17 protein-coding genes are annotated in these 17,008 nt (G+C 35.9%); all 17 read left to right on the top strand.

Annotated features, from left to right (window positions below):
- Positions 1-8: 8 nt before the first annotated feature.
- The 17 genes from flhB (at position 9) to fliY (ending at position 16,829) form a co-directional block, all read left to right on the top strand.
- The gene (gene flhB / locus CBF35_RS04295) at positions 9-1,076 is read left to right on the top strand and encodes a flagellar biosynthesis protein FlhB (RefSeq protein ID WP_170174708.1); all 1,068 of its coding nucleotides are present in this window, start codon (positions 9-11) and stop codon (positions 1,074-1,076) included.
- Between the two features lie 78 nt (positions 1,077-1,154).
- Positions 1,155-3,239 (top strand): flagellar biosynthesis protein FlhA, encoded by a 2,085-nt coding sequence (flhA, locus tag CBF35_RS04290; protein WP_126778758.1) that lies wholly within the window; start codon positions 1,155-1,157, stop codon positions 3,237-3,239.
- 43 nt (positions 3,240-3,282) lie between these two features.
- Positions 3,283-3,993, top strand: a complete 711-nt coding sequence (locus CBF35_RS04285; RefSeq protein WP_126778757.1) for a sigma-70 family RNA polymerase sigma factor — start codon at positions 3,283-3,285, stop codon at positions 3,991-3,993.
- Positions 3,990-4,703, top strand: coding sequence for a flagellar hook-basal body protein (locus CBF35_RS04280; protein WP_126778756.1), 714 nt, complete (start codon positions 3,990-3,992; stop codon positions 4,701-4,703). The genes CBF35_RS04285 and CBF35_RS04280 overlap by 4 nt, the downstream gene beginning before the upstream one ends.
- Positions 4,704-4,709: 6 nt before the next feature.
- On the top strand, positions 4,710-5,462 hold the full coding sequence (locus CBF35_RS04275; RefSeq protein WP_126778755.1) for a flagellar hook-basal body protein: 753 nt from the start codon (positions 4,710-4,712) through the stop codon (positions 5,460-5,462).
- A 44-nt stretch (positions 5,463-5,506) separates the two neighbouring features.
- A complete protein-coding gene (locus CBF35_RS04270; RefSeq protein ID WP_126778754.1) occupies positions 5,507-6,217 on the top strand; it encodes a cell division ATP-binding protein FtsE in 711 nt (236 codons plus the stop codon).
- Between the two features lie 91 nt (positions 6,218-6,308).
- Entirely contained in the window at positions 6,309-8,378 is a 2,070-nt protein-coding gene (locus CBF35_RS04265) for a methyl-accepting chemotaxis protein (RefSeq protein WP_126778753.1), read from the top strand.
- An 80-nt stretch (positions 8,379-8,458) separates the two neighbouring features.
- Positions 8,459-8,959 (top strand): chemotaxis protein CheW, encoded by a 501-nt coding sequence (locus tag CBF35_RS04260; protein WP_126778752.1) that lies wholly within the window; start codon positions 8,459-8,461, stop codon positions 8,957-8,959.
- Positions 8,956-9,444 carry a chemotaxis protein CheD gene (locus CBF35_RS04255; protein ID WP_126778751.1) on the top strand — a complete coding sequence of 163 codons (489 nt, stop codon included), beginning with the start codon at positions 8,956-8,958 and terminating at the stop codon, positions 9,442-9,444. Before CBF35_RS04260 ends, CBF35_RS04255 begins: the two co-directional genes overlap by 4 nt.
- The gene (locus CBF35_RS04250) at positions 9,425-10,510 is read left to right on the top strand and encodes a protein-glutamate methylesterase/protein-glutamine glutaminase (protein WP_244922564.1); all 1,086 of its coding nucleotides are present in this window, start codon (positions 9,425-9,427) and stop codon (positions 10,508-10,510) included. The genes CBF35_RS04255 and CBF35_RS04250 overlap by 20 nt, the downstream gene beginning before the upstream one ends.
- The gene (locus CBF35_RS04245) at positions 10,510-11,277 is read left to right on the top strand and encodes a CheR family methyltransferase (protein ID WP_126778750.1); all 768 of its coding nucleotides are present in this window, start codon (positions 10,510-10,512) and stop codon (positions 11,275-11,277) included. Before CBF35_RS04250 ends, CBF35_RS04245 begins: the two co-directional genes overlap by 1 nt.
- Before the next feature lie 30 nt (positions 11,278-11,307).
- Entirely contained in the window at positions 11,308-13,359 is a 2,052-nt protein-coding gene (locus CBF35_RS04240) for a chemotaxis protein CheA (protein WP_126778749.1), read from the top strand.
- On the top strand, positions 13,352-13,948 hold the full coding sequence (locus CBF35_RS04235) for a chemotaxis protein CheC (protein ID WP_126778748.1): 597 nt from the start codon (positions 13,352-13,354) through the stop codon (positions 13,946-13,948). Before CBF35_RS04240 ends, CBF35_RS04235 begins: the two co-directional genes overlap by 8 nt.
- Before the next feature lie 16 nt (positions 13,949-13,964).
- A complete protein-coding gene (locus tag CBF35_RS04230) occupies positions 13,965-14,327 on the top strand; it encodes a response regulator (RefSeq protein WP_126778747.1) in 363 nt (120 codons plus the stop codon).
- 38 nt (positions 14,328-14,365) lie between these two features.
- Complete coding sequence (locus CBF35_RS04225) at positions 14,366-14,770, top strand: chemotaxis protein CheW (protein ID WP_126778746.1); 405 nt, start codon at positions 14,366-14,368, stop codon at positions 14,768-14,770.
- Positions 14,767-15,765, top strand: coding sequence for a flagellar motor switch protein FliM (gene fliM, locus CBF35_RS04220; protein WP_126778745.1), 999 nt, complete (start codon positions 14,767-14,769; stop codon positions 15,763-15,765). The genes CBF35_RS04225 and fliM overlap by 4 nt, the downstream gene beginning before the upstream one ends.
- Before the next feature lie 2 nt (positions 15,766-15,767).
- Entirely contained in the window at positions 15,768-16,829 is a 1,062-nt protein-coding gene (gene fliY, locus CBF35_RS04215; RefSeq protein ID WP_126778744.1) for a flagellar motor switch phosphatase FliY, read from the top strand.
- The last annotated feature ends 179 nt before the right edge of the window (positions 16,830-17,008 follow it).

The following is a 17,008-nucleotide window of genomic DNA, read 5'->3' as shown; positions in this document are numbered from 1 at the left end:
TGAAGAGTTTGGCAGATAAAGATGGTAAAACGGAAAAGCCCAGTCCTAAGCGCTTACGGGAATCTCGCCAAAAAGGAGAGCTAACTAAAAGCCCAGAATTATCTTCAGCAATCACCTTTGCAATTTTTTCAATAGTCGTAGTTCCAATGTGGGAGTATGTCACACGTCAATGTTTTAGTCTATTGCAAGCTCATTTTTCTAAAGGGTTTGAAGTGAAGGCGTTAGCTAATAACTTAAATGCAATTGGACTTCAGAGTATTTTAAAATTAGGGATCATCGTTTTACCATTTGTTAGTTTAGGATTTTTGGCTTCCTGGCTAGTTAACCTAGGTCAAGTTGGCTTTTTATTCACAACCAAACCATTAAAACCAGATTTCAAAAGACTTAATCCAATTAGTGGTTTTAAAAATATTTTTAGTTCTAAGGCGATATTCTCCTTAGTAAAAAATCTTTGTAAATTAGCAGTAATATTTTATTTGAGTTTACAAGAAATAAAAAAAGTGTTAACTGAACTGCTAACTTTAGGTGAAGTTGGGGTGGAGCATTTATTAAATTTTTTATTACTGTTTATCAAGACGTTAAGTCTCAAAATCGCCTTAGTTTTAGTAGTTTTAGGTGTGATTGATTACTTGTACCAGAGATTTATGTTCCGTAAAAATTTACGAATGTCAAAACAAGATGTAAAAGATGAGTGTAAGGAACAAGAAGGGGATCCACATGTTAAAGCCCAACGGCGTGGCATGTATCAACAGATGGTTGGTGGCATGATGAACCAAGTTAAAGAAGCGACTGTGATTATTACTAACCCAACTCATTTAGCAATTGCCATTCGATACGAAACGGAACGGGACTCAGCGCCGATTATTATAGCGAAAGGTGCTGATTACTTAGCACAAAAAATTCGCGCTGAAGGAAAAGAACACCAAGTTCCAATTATCGAAAACAAACCAGTGGCTAGAGCACTATACAAAGATACTTTAGTCGGTCAAGCAATTCCGCAAGACCTTTATGAAGCTGTTGCGGAAGTGTTAGCCGTGGTTTATCAAATGGAAGAAGCTAATAAACATAAAATCTAAGCTTTGCAAGAATAATGGGAAGATTTAAAATTTAAAAAAGCAATTAGTAAAAAAGTTAAAGAGGGATGAGATGAGTGAATGTTTTCAAAAAGTAAATCAAAGAGGATTAATTATTCAGATGTGATCATCTCATTCTTAGTCGTTGCCGTGATTGGTTTGATTATTATTCCTCTTCCAAGTGCAATCTTGGATTTTTTAATTATTATAAACATTACTATCGGTATAAATGTGTTATTAATAACTCTATTCACGAAAAATGTGTTAGAATTTGCCACATTTCCGACATTATTGTTAATTACAACGATGTTCCGCCTAGGATTAAATATTTCTTCAACGCGTTTAGTCTTAACAAAAGGTTCAGCCGGACATGTTATTGATGCTTTTGCTAATGTTGTCGCAGGTAATAACTACATCGTTGGAGCAGTTATTTTCGTAATTATTACTATCGTACAGATGGTGGTAGTTACAAACGGTGCAAGTCGTGTCTCAGAAGTGTCGGCTCGGTTTACTTTAGATGCCATGCCCGGCAAACAAATGGCGATTGATGCAGATTTAAATGCTGGCTTAATTGACGAAGAAACGGCAAAAAACCGCCGCAAAGATTTACAGCGGGAGGCAAGTTTTTTCGGAGCGATGGATGGGGCAAGTAAGTTTGTCAAAGGGGATGCGATCGCAGGGATTGTCATTACCTTAATCAATTTAATTGGTGGTATTTTAATCTTTTCCTTAGGTCAAGGGATGGGCGTGATTGAGGCCCTAGATAAGTTTGGTAAACTTTCAATCGGTGATGGCTTAGTCAGTCAGATACCTTCCTTATTAATTTCAGTTGCTTCAGGAATTATTGTGACACGTTCTGATGATAACAATAGTTTCGGTGAGGCAATTAGAGCGGATTTTTTCCGAAGCCCAACGATTTCCTGGATTGTTGCCACAGTCTTAGTCATTATTTCCTTAGTACCTGGTTTTCCAAAAATACCTTTTTTAATCATTGCCCTTATTTTTGGAACGATTGCGTATCGAATGAAAGCCGATGAAAAAAACCAAGAGAAGCGGCTGATTGAAGAACGACAAGCGATGACGTTATTAGCTAAGGAAAAAGAATTAGAGGAAGATGACAGTGTCTCATCCTTTCAAGTCGAACCAATTTCGATTGAAATTGGCTATGGGTTAATTTCAATGACAGATGACCATTTAGATAATAGCTTAATGAAGCAAATTATAAATATTCGAAAACAATGTGCTCATGAATTAGGAGTCTTACTAACACCGATCAGAATTAGAGATAATTTACAACTGAACCCAAATGATTACTGTATCAAAATTAAAGGAAATGAAGTTGGTCGTGGGGATATTTATCCGAATAAATGTATGATAATCAATCCTGAAAATGAACAAATTAGTTTTAATGGTATTCCAACTAAGGAGCCAGCCTTTGGTTTAGATGCTTTGTGGATTGATGAAAAAGACCGGGAATTAGCTGACTTACATGGGGCAACCTTAATCGAGCCAGTTACGGTTATTGCGACTCATTTAAAAGAAGTTATTTATAATAATACAGCTGAATTACTTGGGCGTCAGGAAGTTAAGCATCTTTTAGAAGGGATTAAAGATAAATATAACGTGGTAATAGATGAACTAATTCCAGAAATTATGCGTTTAGGTGAAGTTCAAAAGGTTCTTCAAAATTTATTGAAGGAGCAAATCCCAATTAATGACTTAGTGACAATTTTAGAAACATTGGCAGACTATGGAACAACGACTAAAGACTCAGAAATATTAACGGAACACGTTCGTCAATCACTGAAACGAACGATTGTAAAGCAGTACTTAGATGAGGACCTAACATTACGTGTGATAACACTTCACCCTGAAGTCGAAGAGTTAGTGAGTAAAGGGATTCAAAAAACGACAACCGGTTCGATTCCAATTCTGAAACCAGAAATCATTACACAGATTTTTGATAGTTTAAGCCAATCCCATAATCGCCTATTAGCTGAAAATGTTAACCATGTTATTTTAGCATCACCTAATATGCGGTTGATTTTTAGAAAGTTGATTTCTTATAACTTTCCGGATTTAGCTGTTCTTTCACTGAATGAAGTTCCTAATGAAATTGCGATTGAGACGGTAGGAATGATTGATATTACGACACAAGTAACTTAAAAATTATTGCCATGAGAGAGAGAATTGTAAAGGGGATAACCAAGTGTATGAAATAGATCTTGAAACTGAAATAGTGAAATACTTACCATTAGTTGAGAAAGTAGTTAATCGAATTGGGATTAAAAATCGTGAATACGATAACGATGATCTATTTAATATCGGTGTTATCGGTTTGATGGATGCTTTAAATAAGTTTGATGCTAGCAAGAAGGTACCTTTTGAAAGCTACGCTTATATTCGTATTCGCGGAACAATTATTGATGAAGTTAGAAGAACCTCACGGGTATCGCGAACACGTATGGAAAATCTGAATGAGTTTTATCGTGCTAAGGAAAAGATTGAAAAAAGTAAGATGAGTGAGGCAAGCGATCAAGAAATCTGTGAAGAGCTGGGAATTACGGCTAAAAATTTAGCAACAATTCATGAGACGGTTCACTACTTAGCTAATATTTCTTTAGAAGACACTATTTTCAGTAGTGTTGGTGAAACATTGGAATTAAAAGACATCATTGAAGATGAGAAGATGATTCCCTTTGATGACTTATTGTTAGACGAAGAACGGAAAGTCGCCTTAAGTCAAGCTGTCTTAAAACCTGGCTCCCGGGAACAAATTATTTTGAATTTATATTATGTGGAAGAATTGACCTTAAAGGAGATTGCCGAAGTGTTGGATGTTTCAATCCCAAGAGTATCTCAACTCCACGGTAAAATCTTAGTGAAACTAAAATTATTGATTGAAGGAGAGTTAACATGATTAGAAGTATTGATACGATTCAAAGCAATTTAAATATTTTACAAAAGAAGCAAGAAAATATCAGTGCCAATGTTGCTAACACGAACACTTTTGGGTATAAAGCGCAGCAAATCATCCAATCAACAACTCCAGCCCAAGCCATGTTTAATTTTACTAATGGACCAGAGTTAAATCAATTGAATCAAGTAGGTGATTTTATTTTTGCTAATCAGATTGATAGTGTCAGTCTTGATCAAAGTCAGGGGGGAGTTAAAGGGACGAGCCGTGAAACTGACTTTAGTATCCTTGGTACTGGTTTTTTTAATGTCCGATTAGCAGATGGTCAAACCGGTTATACACGAAATGGCAACTTTGCCCTTAATCAAGACAATCAGTTAACGACTCAAGAAGGTTATTTAGTTTTAAATCAAAATAATCAACCTATTAGGGCTGAAGAGCTGACACAGCAACCAGCCTTTAAATTAACCCAATTTGATAATCCAGAAGAGTTAGTTAGTCGTGGTCAAACCCTCTTCACAGGTGCTACAGCGGGACGAGACGCCACTGATTCACTTGTGCAAAATAAAAGTTTGGAAGCTTCAACAGTTGAAATGGCAGATGAAATGGTTAATTTAATTGAAACTGCTCGAGAATTCGAGTCGAACCAAAAGCTACTACATGCAGCAGATGAAACGTTGCGTAAAGCTGTTAATGAGATTGGGAAGGCGTAGGTAATTATGAGGACAACACTAGGAATTAGCCAAACAAGTTTAAAAGGTCTTCAAAATCATTTAGATCGAGTAGCTAATAATGTGGCTAATGTTAACACGGAAGGCTTTAAGAAAAAAGAAAGCAGTTTTCAAACACTGTTGCAAAATGACATTAGACCTAATCAAGTCGGTTTAGGTCAAAATGCCCAAAATTTAGCAATTAACCGTGGCTTAAAAGTCAATCAACAAAGCGTTGATTTCAGCCAAGGTGCTTTAGCTGAAAGTAATAATGGCACTGATTTAGCATTGACAGGACCGGGTTTTTTTGGAGTACGAGACAACAATCAACAATTATTTTTAACACGTGACGGCCGATTCCATGTTGATAGTGCTGGTGTTTTTAGAAATAGTGAAGGGTTAGTCTTAGAAATAGAAAAAAGTTTGCCAGAAAATCAATGGCCCCAGGGAATTCCACAAGTCAGCGAAACAGGGGAAGTTCGAATTGCAAACCAAGTAGTTGGGCGAATTCCAATTTTTGATGTTAATAATCATAATCAATTAAGTGCTGTTGGCGAAAACCGTTATCAATTAAGAGCAGGAGCCGCCTTAGAGCAAAATAGAACGACTCAAATGATTCAAGGGTTTACAGAAGGGTCAAATGTCGATATTGCAGAATCAATGACGGATATGATCATCACTCAAAGAAGTTATTCGATGAATGCAAAAGTCTTGCAAGCGACAGATGAAATGATGCAACAAATTAATGAATTTAAACAATAAGATTAGTCAGCGTTAACTGGGATAAGGGAAGAGATGAAACGTGAATGATTAAACTAACAAATGTCTTAAAACAATATGATAATAACACCTGGGGGCTAAAGGGGATTTCTTGCGAAATTCATCAAGGTGAATTTATTTACTTAATCGGTCCTAGTGGTGCAGGAAAATCGACTTTAATTAAGTTACTGACATGTGAAGAACGTCTAACTGGCGGTCAGCTTCAAATAGGTAATGCCGATTTAGGTACGCTGAAAGATCGGCGGATTCCCTTTTTACGACGACAACTAGGAATTGTTTCCCAAGAAGTGTTATTAATTAATGAAGTCACTGTCTATCGCAACTTAGTTTATGCTCTACAAGGAATTGGTGTTAGTCATAAATTAATCAAAGAAAAAGTATTCAATGCGTTAGAGTTAGTGGGGATGTTAGCATACAAGGATCATCTACCAGTGGAACTCTCTCAAGGACAACGTCAAAAAATAAGTATCGCCCGGGCAATTGTTAACCAGCCAAAAATCGTGATTGCCGATGAACCTACGGGTAATCTTGACGCCAAGTCTTCCGTAGAAGTGATGAGAATATTTTATAAACTGAATCAACTAGGAACAACTATCATGATGGCAACTCATAACAGTACCATTGTTAACACCATAAGGTATCGGGTCATTGAAATTCGCAATGGCGAAATTATCCGCGATCAAAAAACAGGTGGTTATGGCCTAGTTGATGACGAAAAAGATGTGTATATCATTTAAAAATAAGAGTTGTCCATAAACTATTAACTAAATCTAAGTCTTTACCGATAGTATCAAAGGTAATATAAAAAAATTAGAGGGAGTTTTTTAGATGGGGAAAAATACAAAAGAGAAGAAAAAATCTCTTGGACCAGGAATCGTCGGACTGTTAATCGCAATGGGAATTATTCCAGTGTTGATTGTCTTGTTTTTAAATTTAAAAATCATGACAACATTAGTCAATAACCGCATTACTGTGGAAGAAAAAAATAGTACTGAGCGAGTCGTTGACCGCTTAGAATCAATTCAAGAAAATGTTGAAAGTATTACGAAAACACTAGTTGAACAACCGGAATTTAAGATGCCAGTTAAGACTTTTGAAGATCAAGAAGCTGTTCGTCGAATGATGACGGTTATTAAAGATGCAGATGTTAACATTGAAGAAGTTTACTTTGTACCAACTGACTATCATTTGATTTCTAGTAATAATCGTGATGATAAGCAAGGCCGTTACTTATCCCGTGATTGGTATAAGTCAGCTAAATTAAACCCTGAGAATGTGACTTGGTCCGAACCAGTTGCCGATAATAATACTGGCCGTCTAGTAATCACTGTTTCGACAACTGTTAAACGAAATGGTAAAGAAATGGGGATTTTAGGTGTTGATGTTAACTTCTCACAAATCAGTGAAATTATTGCCAAAACTAAAATCGGACGAACCGGTCGGATGGTATTAACGACTAAAGATGGTTTAGTTTTAGGCTCAGGTACTAAAGGAGAAGTTGGTAAAAATTTAGCAGAACAAGAATTTTTTGAAAAAGCTAATAAAGATTCAGGGTTTGTTAAGACAGCCACTGGCCAAATGTATTACGCAAAGACTAAAACAAACTTAAATGTTTTTGCAGGTGTCCAAAAAGAAGAACTTAATCAAGAAAAAAATGCGTTCTTAAAAACATCAGGACTTGTCATTTTTATTTGGGGACTACTAGCTTGTCTTTTAGCTTTTTGGATTTCGAGAAAAGTGGTTCAAGCCGCTAAGATGTTAGTTGATGCTTTCAGTCGTGCCAGCATGGGAGATTTGACAGCTGAAATTAGTAATTCAACGGCTATAGAAGCGAAAAAAGATAGTAAAAATCCTTTGAAAGCGTTGGTCTTTAATTTAATTAATCAAGAAACAGTTAGTGAAAATGGGAATGAAATCGAGCAGATTGCCTATGCCTTCAATTCCATGTTACGTGGATTCGCTGCCCTTGTTGTAGGGATTCAAGATGAAAGTAACAGCATTGCCGATATGACCTTATCATTAAGTGAAATATCTAAACAAACAAGTTCAGCCACAGAAGAAGTATCTGAAACAATTACTGGAATCGCTCAAGCGACAAGTTCTCAAGCGGTGGATGCCGAACGAACTGTAAATGAGATGAATCAATTAGGTGACTCGATTGAATCAATTCATCAAAGTGCAGTCGACATGAACAATGATGCGAATATCGCAACAGAATTGAATAACCATAATTCTGAGTTAATGTTTAACGTTCATGAAAACTGGGAGATAGAAAGAGAAAAACTTGGTCAATTAGTAACTAATATGACTAGTATGAATACAGATGTTCAAAACATCAATAAAATTATTCAAGTCATCAATGATATTTCTTCCCAAACTAATTTATTAGCTCTCAATGCTTCGATTGAAGCTGCTCGAGCTGGTGAAGCAGGTAAAGGCTTTGCTGTTGTGGCAGAGGAAATTCGTAAATTAGCGGAACAAAGTGCTGGCTCAACGAAAGATATTGAATTGATTATTGAAGAAATTCAAAGCAAGTCAAATGGTATGGTTAGCCAAGTCTCTGACTCATACGAAGGTGGAGAAAAACAAACTCAAGCTATTAATAATGCAATTAACTCTGCTAATAAAGTGTCAGAAAAGTTCGAAGAATTAATCAAAGAAATTAAAGCTGTAGACGGCTTAAGTCAAGCTGTTAAAAATCAAAAAGATGGTGTATTATTCTCAGTTGAAAATATTTCAGCATCAACCCAAGAAAACTCAGCTGGAACAGAGGAAGTCTCTGCTAACGCCGAGGAAATTTTAGCAACTATGGAAGAATTTACAACGAATATTGCAACGTTAGAAGAAATTTCAGAAATTTTGAAACTTCAAGCAAATAGCTTTATTGTGAAAAAATAACAACTTAAAAATAACAACTACCATGGAAACGTTGATTTTCATGGTAATTGTTCCATTTTAATTAAAGACAGGGGTAACCTATGGAAAAACAAATTGTTTTCGTCAGCCATAACCAATCCTTTAGTTTACCGATTGTTAAAACTGAGAAGATTATTCAATGGGAATTACCAGTGCCTGTACCAGAAACGGAAACATATGTTTTAGGCATGATTCAATATGATCAAAAAGTTTTACCGATTGTTGATCTAAGGCAACGTTTGTATCAACAAAAAACGGTGACTAACGAACAGTCTAAAATTATTATAGTCCAATGGCAGGAAAGCTTGATTGGTTTATTAGTTGAGGGGATTACTGGAATTCAAGATTTTACTCTTGAGGAAATTGAAGAACCGCAAACAGAGTTAGAACAAGAAAAAGCCTATCTAAAGTATTTTATAAAAACTAAAGAAGATATTATTATTCAATTAGCCATTGATGAACTATTTAATGGCCAAGGACTTTTAGATATTCTGAAAGAAGACCAGATGTATGAGCCATTTTTGCTGGAATTAAGTGAACAAGTTGAGGCGGATGCTCAATGAGTGAAGAAGTTAAAGTCGGCATTTCTGATTATAAGATTACGAGAAATCCCAATAAATTAACGACATTAGGTTTAGGTTCCTGTATCGCAATTATTGTTTATGATGAAAAAAGCCACCTTGGTGGACTAAGTCATATTATGCTGCCAGATAGTGAGGTCTTCAAGGCTCGTAGTCAGTTAAAACAAGAAAAATTTGCAGATTTAGCGTTACCTAAGATGATTCAAGAGATGCGTCAACAAGAACCCCGGGGAAAATTTGTTGCTAAAATGGCTGGTGGGGCAAGTATGTTTAACTTCAATGAAGGCAGCAAGGCACCAAATATTGGGGAGCGCAATATTATTGCAGTTACTACAGTTCTCGAAAAATTAAAAATCCCCCTATTGAGTAGTCATACAGGTGGAAATATGGGCAGATCGTTGATAGTCGATTTAACGACTTTAAGTGTGAAAGTTAAACTTGTTAATCGTGACATCATTGAGCTATAAATTAATTAGTGGAAAAGAGGTAATAATAATTTCAATTAAAGTCTTAGTTGTTGATGATTCTGCCTTTATGCGTAAAATTATCTCTGATCAAATTAAAAGTAGTTCTGGGCTAAGTGTATGTGGCATCGCACGGGATGGCGAGGATGCCTTACGTTTGATTCCTAAACTAAAGCCAGACTTAATTACCTTAGATATTGAGATGCCTGGCTTAAATGGCTTAGAAACCTTAAAAAAAATTAAGGCTGATTACCAGATTCCAGTTATTATGTTAAGTTCCCAAACCGGAGAAGACATTACTATCGAAGCACTGGAGCTTGGCGCTATGGATTTTATTGAGAAACCCCAGAACTTGCAAGTGATTAGTCAAGAATTTCAACAAGAAATTAGCACAAAAATCAAGTTAATTTATGAGGGGCAACTAAATCAACACCGTCTAAATAAAAAGCCAAAACAAATTCTACGGGAGCAAGTCGAGCCTAGTAGTTTGCCTCTTAAAGTCAAATGTATCGTGATTGGGGCATCAACTGGCGGTCCGCGAGCCTTGATGAATCTAGTCAAAGACATACCGAAAGAACTAAATATTCCTATAATAATAGTTCAACATATGCCAGCCGGCTTTACTCATTCTTTTGCTAAACGATTAAATCAAGAAGCTCAAGTGTCAGTAGTTGAGGCTGAAAATGGCATGAAATTACAAAAAGGAACAATCTATTTAGCACCAGGTGATTACCACTTACGCATAGTGGCGCAAAGGATTGTATTAGAACACACACTAGCAAAACGACACGGTGTCCGTCCGGCAGTTGATTTTTTATTCGAATCCGCAGCTGATGACTTTAAAACAACCTTGGTTGCTGTTATTTTGACAGGCATGGGAAGTGACGGCACAGTAGGAATGAAAAAAATCAAGGCCTTAGGTGGCTATAATATCGCCCAAGATGAAGGCAGTTCAGTGGTTTTTGGAATGCCTCGCCAAGCGATTGAAGCCGGTGTTGTCGACGAAGTAATGAGTCTTCAAGCACTTAGTAAAAGACTAAATTGGATTATAAAAGTGAGGCAAGGTTAATGAATTTTGAGTATTTTTATAAATGGGTTCAAAAGCATTTGCAACTAGATTTATATTCATATAAAGAAAAACAATTACAGCGACGGATCTTAAGCATCATGACTAATACAGGTGCAAGTAGCCTAGAAGAATATGCCGAGCTAATTAATAGTGAGCCTGAAATCAAGCAACAGTTTTTAGACTATATAACGATTAATGTAACAGAATTTTACCGTAATCGAGAGTTGTTTACAGAATTTTCGAGAGTGGTTTCAGAAGAAATACTACCCCAGTACAAACAACTTAAGATTTGGAGTGCCGCTTGTTCTGTTGGGGCAGAGCCATATACAGTTGCGATGATTGCCGATCAAAATGAATGGCCTTTAGGCGATAAAATATTAGCAACGGATATTGATAAACCTGTTTTAATCAAAGCCAAAAAAGGTTGTTATAAAGACAATGAGTTGAAAAATCTTAGTATAAATGAGCGACAAAAATACTTTTCGACTACGACAGAGGGGCAGCAAATCTGCCAGAAATTAAGTAACATGATTCGCTTTAAGCAACACGATTTATTGCAAAGTCCCTATGACAAGGGGTTTCATATTATTATCTGCCGCAATGTCACAATCTACTTTAAAAACGAAGCGAGAGACGAGATCTATCGAAAATTTCATAAAGCGCTAGTTCCTGGCGGAATATTTTTTACAGGAGCGACTGAGACAATTAATAACCCTGAAAGTATCGGGTTTAAAAAGATATCAACCTTTATTTATCAAAAGATATAAATAATCTAAGAGCAAAGAGGTGTTTTTAAGTTGGATGATAATATTAAATATCGGGAACTCTTTTTTGAAGAAACTGATGAACACTTAGAAAGTCTCAACGACGATATTTTAAGATTAGAAAAAGAACCAGACAATCGGACACTGTTAGATAGTATTTTCCGTTCGGCTCATACGTTGAAAGGTATGGCTGCGACTATGGGGTACGAAACGATGGCAACACTCACACACAAGATGGAAAATTTATTTCAACAATTTAAAGACGGAACCTTAAGTATTTCAAGTGAGACGATAACGTTGATTTTTGATTGCTTAGATAAGTTAGCTGAAATCGTTGAAGGGCTCCGTTTAAAGCAAGACATTTCAGAAGCAACGATTGCTACTTTAGTTCAACGTTTAACGGACTTTGACGAAGCTACTAGTCAGACTGAAAGTACAGTAGGAGGAAATCCGAGTCAAAAGGAAGGGCAACTTAGCTTGAGTTTTATTAACTTATCCTTATCAGATGAAGAAATTATTTCCCAAGGAATCGAACAAGGCTATTGGGCTTATGGGATTGCTATTCGTTTAGAACAAGAGTGTGCCTTAAAAGGGCCAAGAGTCTTTTTGATTTTAGATAAGTTAGAAAGTTATGGCGAGGTTATTCATTCTGAACCAAGTCCAGAAATTCTCGAAAGTGGTGAATTTTCAGGGGATTTTCAGTTGCTATTTATGAGCCAAGAAGAACCAGAAAAAGTGACAGAATTAATTTTAAGTAATAGCGATATTGAGGCTCTTGTAGTTGAAAAAATGACTAATGAAAGCCTTCAAGACTACAAGTTGAAAACAAGTCTTGAAAGTGAGGAACTCCTTGTAGATCAGGCCTTAGAATCTAAAAAAACGATGTCTAGCAAGCTTGCTCAAACTACTAAGGTAGAAGCTAATCACAGTAATCAATCAATTCGTGTGGAATTAGCCAAACTTGATTCTTTTATGAATTTGGTTTCGGAGCTAGTAGTTTATCGAACTCGTTTAGAGAATTTGAGTAGTCGCTATCAAACAGCTGAAATTAAAGAACCCCTTGATCATGTGGCTCGAATTACTTCTGAACTACAAGATTTAGTTTTGAAAATTCGCATGCAACAAGTTGGGATTGTGATGAATCGCTTTCCCCGTGTCGTGAGAGATTTAGCAAAAGAATTAGACAAAGAGATTGAATTAGAAATCGAGGGCGAAGATACAGAATTAGATCGTACAGTTGTTTCGGAACTGAGTGAGCCCTTAATTCATTTAATTCGTAATTCTGCTGATCATGGCATTGAAAGACCTGAGAGACGAGCAGAACTTGGGAAACCAAAGATTGGTAAAATTAGGCTAACAGCTTCCCAACAAGGCAATCGTGTAATGATTAGTGTTTCTGATGATGGAAAAGGTTTAAACCCAGTTTTAATTAAAGCCAGTGCCGAAAAAAAGGGATTAGAAGTAGAAGGATTATCAGAGCAAGAAATCATGCAATTAATTTTTCATCCAGGCTTTTCAACAGCCACAGAAGTAACAAATGTGTCTGGTCGAGGAGTTGGTATGGATGTGGTTCATTCTAAAATTAATAGTCTTGGTGGGTCAATCGAACTAACAAGTGAGGTTGATGTAGGGACAACATTTGCTATTAATCTGCCCTTAACTTTATCGATTATCCAATCGTTAATGGTAAAAGTCGGACAAGAAACTTTTGCATTACCACTTGGGGTAATCGAAAAAGTGATTGAAATTCAGCCATCAGAAATTGTTCAAGTTCATCAAAAAGAAGTGTATTTTTACCGGGGCGTGGCAACACCTGTTATACGTGTGAATGAATCACTTGAAATTCCTGAACAATTAGATAATCAACATCCCCATTTGATTATGGTTTTACTAGGTAAATATTATTACGCTTTACTTGTCGATGAGTTAATCGGTCAACAAGAGATTGTTATTAAAAAATTAGGTCAAGAATTAAAAACTTTGACAAAATATTTAGGAGCGACAATTTTAGGAAATGGCGATATTACTTTAATTTTAGATATCAATACGTTGTGTTACGAAAGTAATGGTGGAATTTATGTCTGATAATTTCACTGATTTACAACTAGATGTCCTTAAAGAGTTAATTAATATTGGTGGAGCTCATGGGGCAACAAGCATTTCTCAATTAATCGGTAAACCAGTCAATATGGAAGTCCCTTTGATTGAAATTATGGCTTACGAAGAGTTATATCAGAAAATAATGGCAGAGGATCAGCAAGTTTACGGTGTTATGAGTCAAGTTTATGGCGATGCTGGCGGTGTTTTTCTATTTGCATTATCGGTTGACTCGGCTGATCTTTTAACAACAATGATGATGCCAACAGACATCCCTAAAACAGACGTACTAATGGAATCGGCTACTAAAGAACTAGTTAACATCATAGTTAATTCATTTTTGAATGCTATTAGTAAGATGCTTGATGTGAATTTAGTCTCTTCTGTGCCACTGTTACGTGTCGAAATGTTTGGGGCAATTATTAGTAGCTTATATATGGAGTTGGAACAATATGACGAACAAGTCATGGTAATTAGAAATGAGTTCTTTTATTTAGGAGATAAACTAGAAGCAGCATTGTACTTCATTCCTAAAGAAGGTGTACTAGAAAAATTATTTAAAGCATTTGGAGTGTAAGAGAGGAAAGAATAAAATGGCAAAAAAAGTATTAATCGTTGATGATGCAGTATTTATGAGAATGAAGTTAAGAGATATCTTAGAAAAGAACGGTTATGAAGTTGTAGCAGAGGCTCAAAATGGTCTCGAAGCGATTGAGCGTTACAATGAAACGACTCCTGATTTAGTTACAATGGACATCACAATGCCAGAAATGGATGGCGTCGAAGCATTGAAAAAAATTAAAGCAGAGCATCCTGAGGCGAAAGTTTTAATGTGCAGTGCCATGGGACAACAAGGCATGGTGATGGACGCTATTCGTGCTGGTGCAGTTGATTTTATTGTTAAACCATTTGATAGTGACCGAGTGATAAAAGCTTTAGATAAAGTCAGTCTCTAACTTTATCAGAGTGATGTCTGAAAAGAATAGGAGAAGCTATGCAAATTATTGTCTTTACTAAAAACGAAAAATATTACGGCATAAAAACTGAAAATGTCGGTGAAATTATTAAAAGTACCCAATTCTATCACGTTCCACAAGGACCTCAATGGGTTGAAGGCTTAATTAATTTACGAGGCACAATAGTGACGTTAGTAAATTTTGCCAAATTTATAGGAGCAGCTGATAGTGAAGAGCATCGAAACATAATTATCATTACAAATAAGGAAGAGAAACTTGGTATTTTAGTTGAAGGTATCGTCGGTGTCTACACGATTAACTCTGCAGATATCCAACAGTTAGAACAAGTCAAAAGTATTGAAGGCTTGATTCAAATCGATGATAAAGCGACTAATATTATAAATATCATGACATTATTCTCTGAAAATGAGGGATCAATTTGAAACAAGTCTTAAGTCAGCAAGAAATTGATACATTGTTAAGTGCAATGAGTAATGGTGACATTGATGAAGAATTATTAATTGAAGAAAAGAAGGCACCTCAAGCTAAAAGCTATGATTTTAGACGGCCGACTAAATTATCAAAAGAGTATATCAATACATTATTTATGATTTTTGAAGATTTTTCTAAATTTGCAGGGAATCATTTAAGTACACAAATTAGAACAAATGTTAATCTTAAGTTGGCTTCGATTGAGCAAATTAGTTACGATGAATTTATTCATTCAATCCCTAAATTTACTTTACTGGGGTTATTCCATTCCACCCCATTAAATGGCATTCAAATGATCGAGGTTAATCCACAATTATGTATGTTAATAGTCGAATTACTCTGTGGCGCTTCAGAAGCCCAAATCACTAAAGGGGAAGAGCTAAGTAAAAAAAGTTTTACAGACATAGAGATGGCTATTTTAGAAGAAGTCTTTAAGACATTTGTTACAGCTTTTGAAAACGCTTGGCAAGATATTACAACGATTGAAAGCCAGCTGGATAGTCTAGACACGAATCCGCAATTACTACAAAATATGTCACCAAACGAACCAGTTGTCTTAATTACTTTTACTGTCACAATTTTTAAACAGAATACGTTTATTAATTTATGTGTTCCATATGTTTTCTTTGAAGGAATTGTTGATAAATTAAGCTTCAGAAATTGGTTTGATGCTGATAAAGGTTTTAATGAAGCAGATAATGATCAGCTAAAGAAAAATATTGAGACAGTTACGTTAAAAATGGAAACAGTTTTAGGTGAGACAACGATGACCTTAGCTGACTTTGCGCAACTTGAAGTAGGAGACACAATTAGCTTAAATCAAAAAATTGCGGAACCTTTGAAGATGTATATTGAAAATCAATTATTTAGTAAAGTAAAGCCTGGTCAAAAAGACGGGCACTTAGCGGCTGAAATTTTAGAGCTAATGGAAGGAGACGGTGAGTAATAATGAGTGGAAGCTTATCACAACAAGAAATTGATACATTAATGAAAGATACGAATGACGAGGTCTTTGATCAAACGATTACTGATATTATTGGTGAAGTCGGTAATATCTCAATGTCTCAAGCAGCAACAACGTTATCATCCATTTTAAATCGACGAGTGACTATTACAACTCCCCGCGTCACTTACGTCAAATTTCAACAAATTTTAGCGGAATTAGTTACGCCTAAAGTGTCAACAGTAGTTGAATTTAAGGAAAACCTTGAAGGGAGTAACTTGTTGTTATTGAATGTTGAAGATGCAATTATTATTGCTGATTTAATGATCGGTGGGGATGGAACAACAACTAACACAGAATTTACGGAGCTAGAGCTTAGTGCCGTTGGGGAAGCGATGAACCAAATGATTGGCTCTGCTTCGACGTCGATGGCGACAATGATTGGTAAAAAAGTTGATATTTTACCTCCCGAAGTTAATTTATGGCAAGATGAAGCTCAAGTGACCTATGCTGGTATTGCTAATGAAACAGTTGTCTGTAAGATAGCTTTTGATTTATCAGTTGAAGGAGTCATTGAAAGTGAAATTATGCAAATTTATACGCAAGAAATGGTCACTGAAATTTCTGATCTAATGCTGGCTGATACAGGCCAAGTGTTAGAAGGACGGGCAGAACCTTTAGAGGAAAACATCCAAGGGATGAGCTTCAAAGGCTCTGAACAACAAACGAATGGCTCAAAGAAAGTCGACATTCAACAGCCTAGGTTTCAGCCTTTAGAAAATAAGCCTAAAGAAAGTACGATTGACAATTTAGACTTAATTATGGATGTCCCTTTAGATTTTAGTGTTGTTTTAGGCAATAGTCGTAAATCAATTAAAGACATCTTATCTTTAGGAGTAGGCTCAGTCGTTGAACTGGATAAGCTAACAGATGAACCTTTAGAAGTTTATGTCAATGGGAAACTGATTGCCCAAGGGGAAGTTGTCGTTATTAATGAAAATTTTGGCGTAAGATTGACGGATATCCTCTCGCCAAAACAACGAATCACTAATTTAAATCAGCGTTAAACACAAACTAGGTTGCAGATGCCACCAAGGCTAAGCACCTAGTTTTATTTTGTCTTTAAAAATAGAAAACTAGTGTTATTTAACGGATGTTTAAACAACTTATTCAACTGAAATATATAATATGAGCCTAGCAATTATCTTAAGTAGACGTTATGAACTTAAATGTTCTATTGTGTTTG

The sequence above is a fragment of the Vagococcus salmoninarum genome, assembly GCF_003987495.1.
Taxonomy (GTDB): domain Bacteria; phylum Bacillota; class Bacilli; order Lactobacillales; family Vagococcaceae; genus Vagococcus_D; species Vagococcus_D salmoninarum.
Note: the sequence above shows the minus strand (reverse complement) of the source record. Positions and strands in the feature narration are given on the sequence as shown.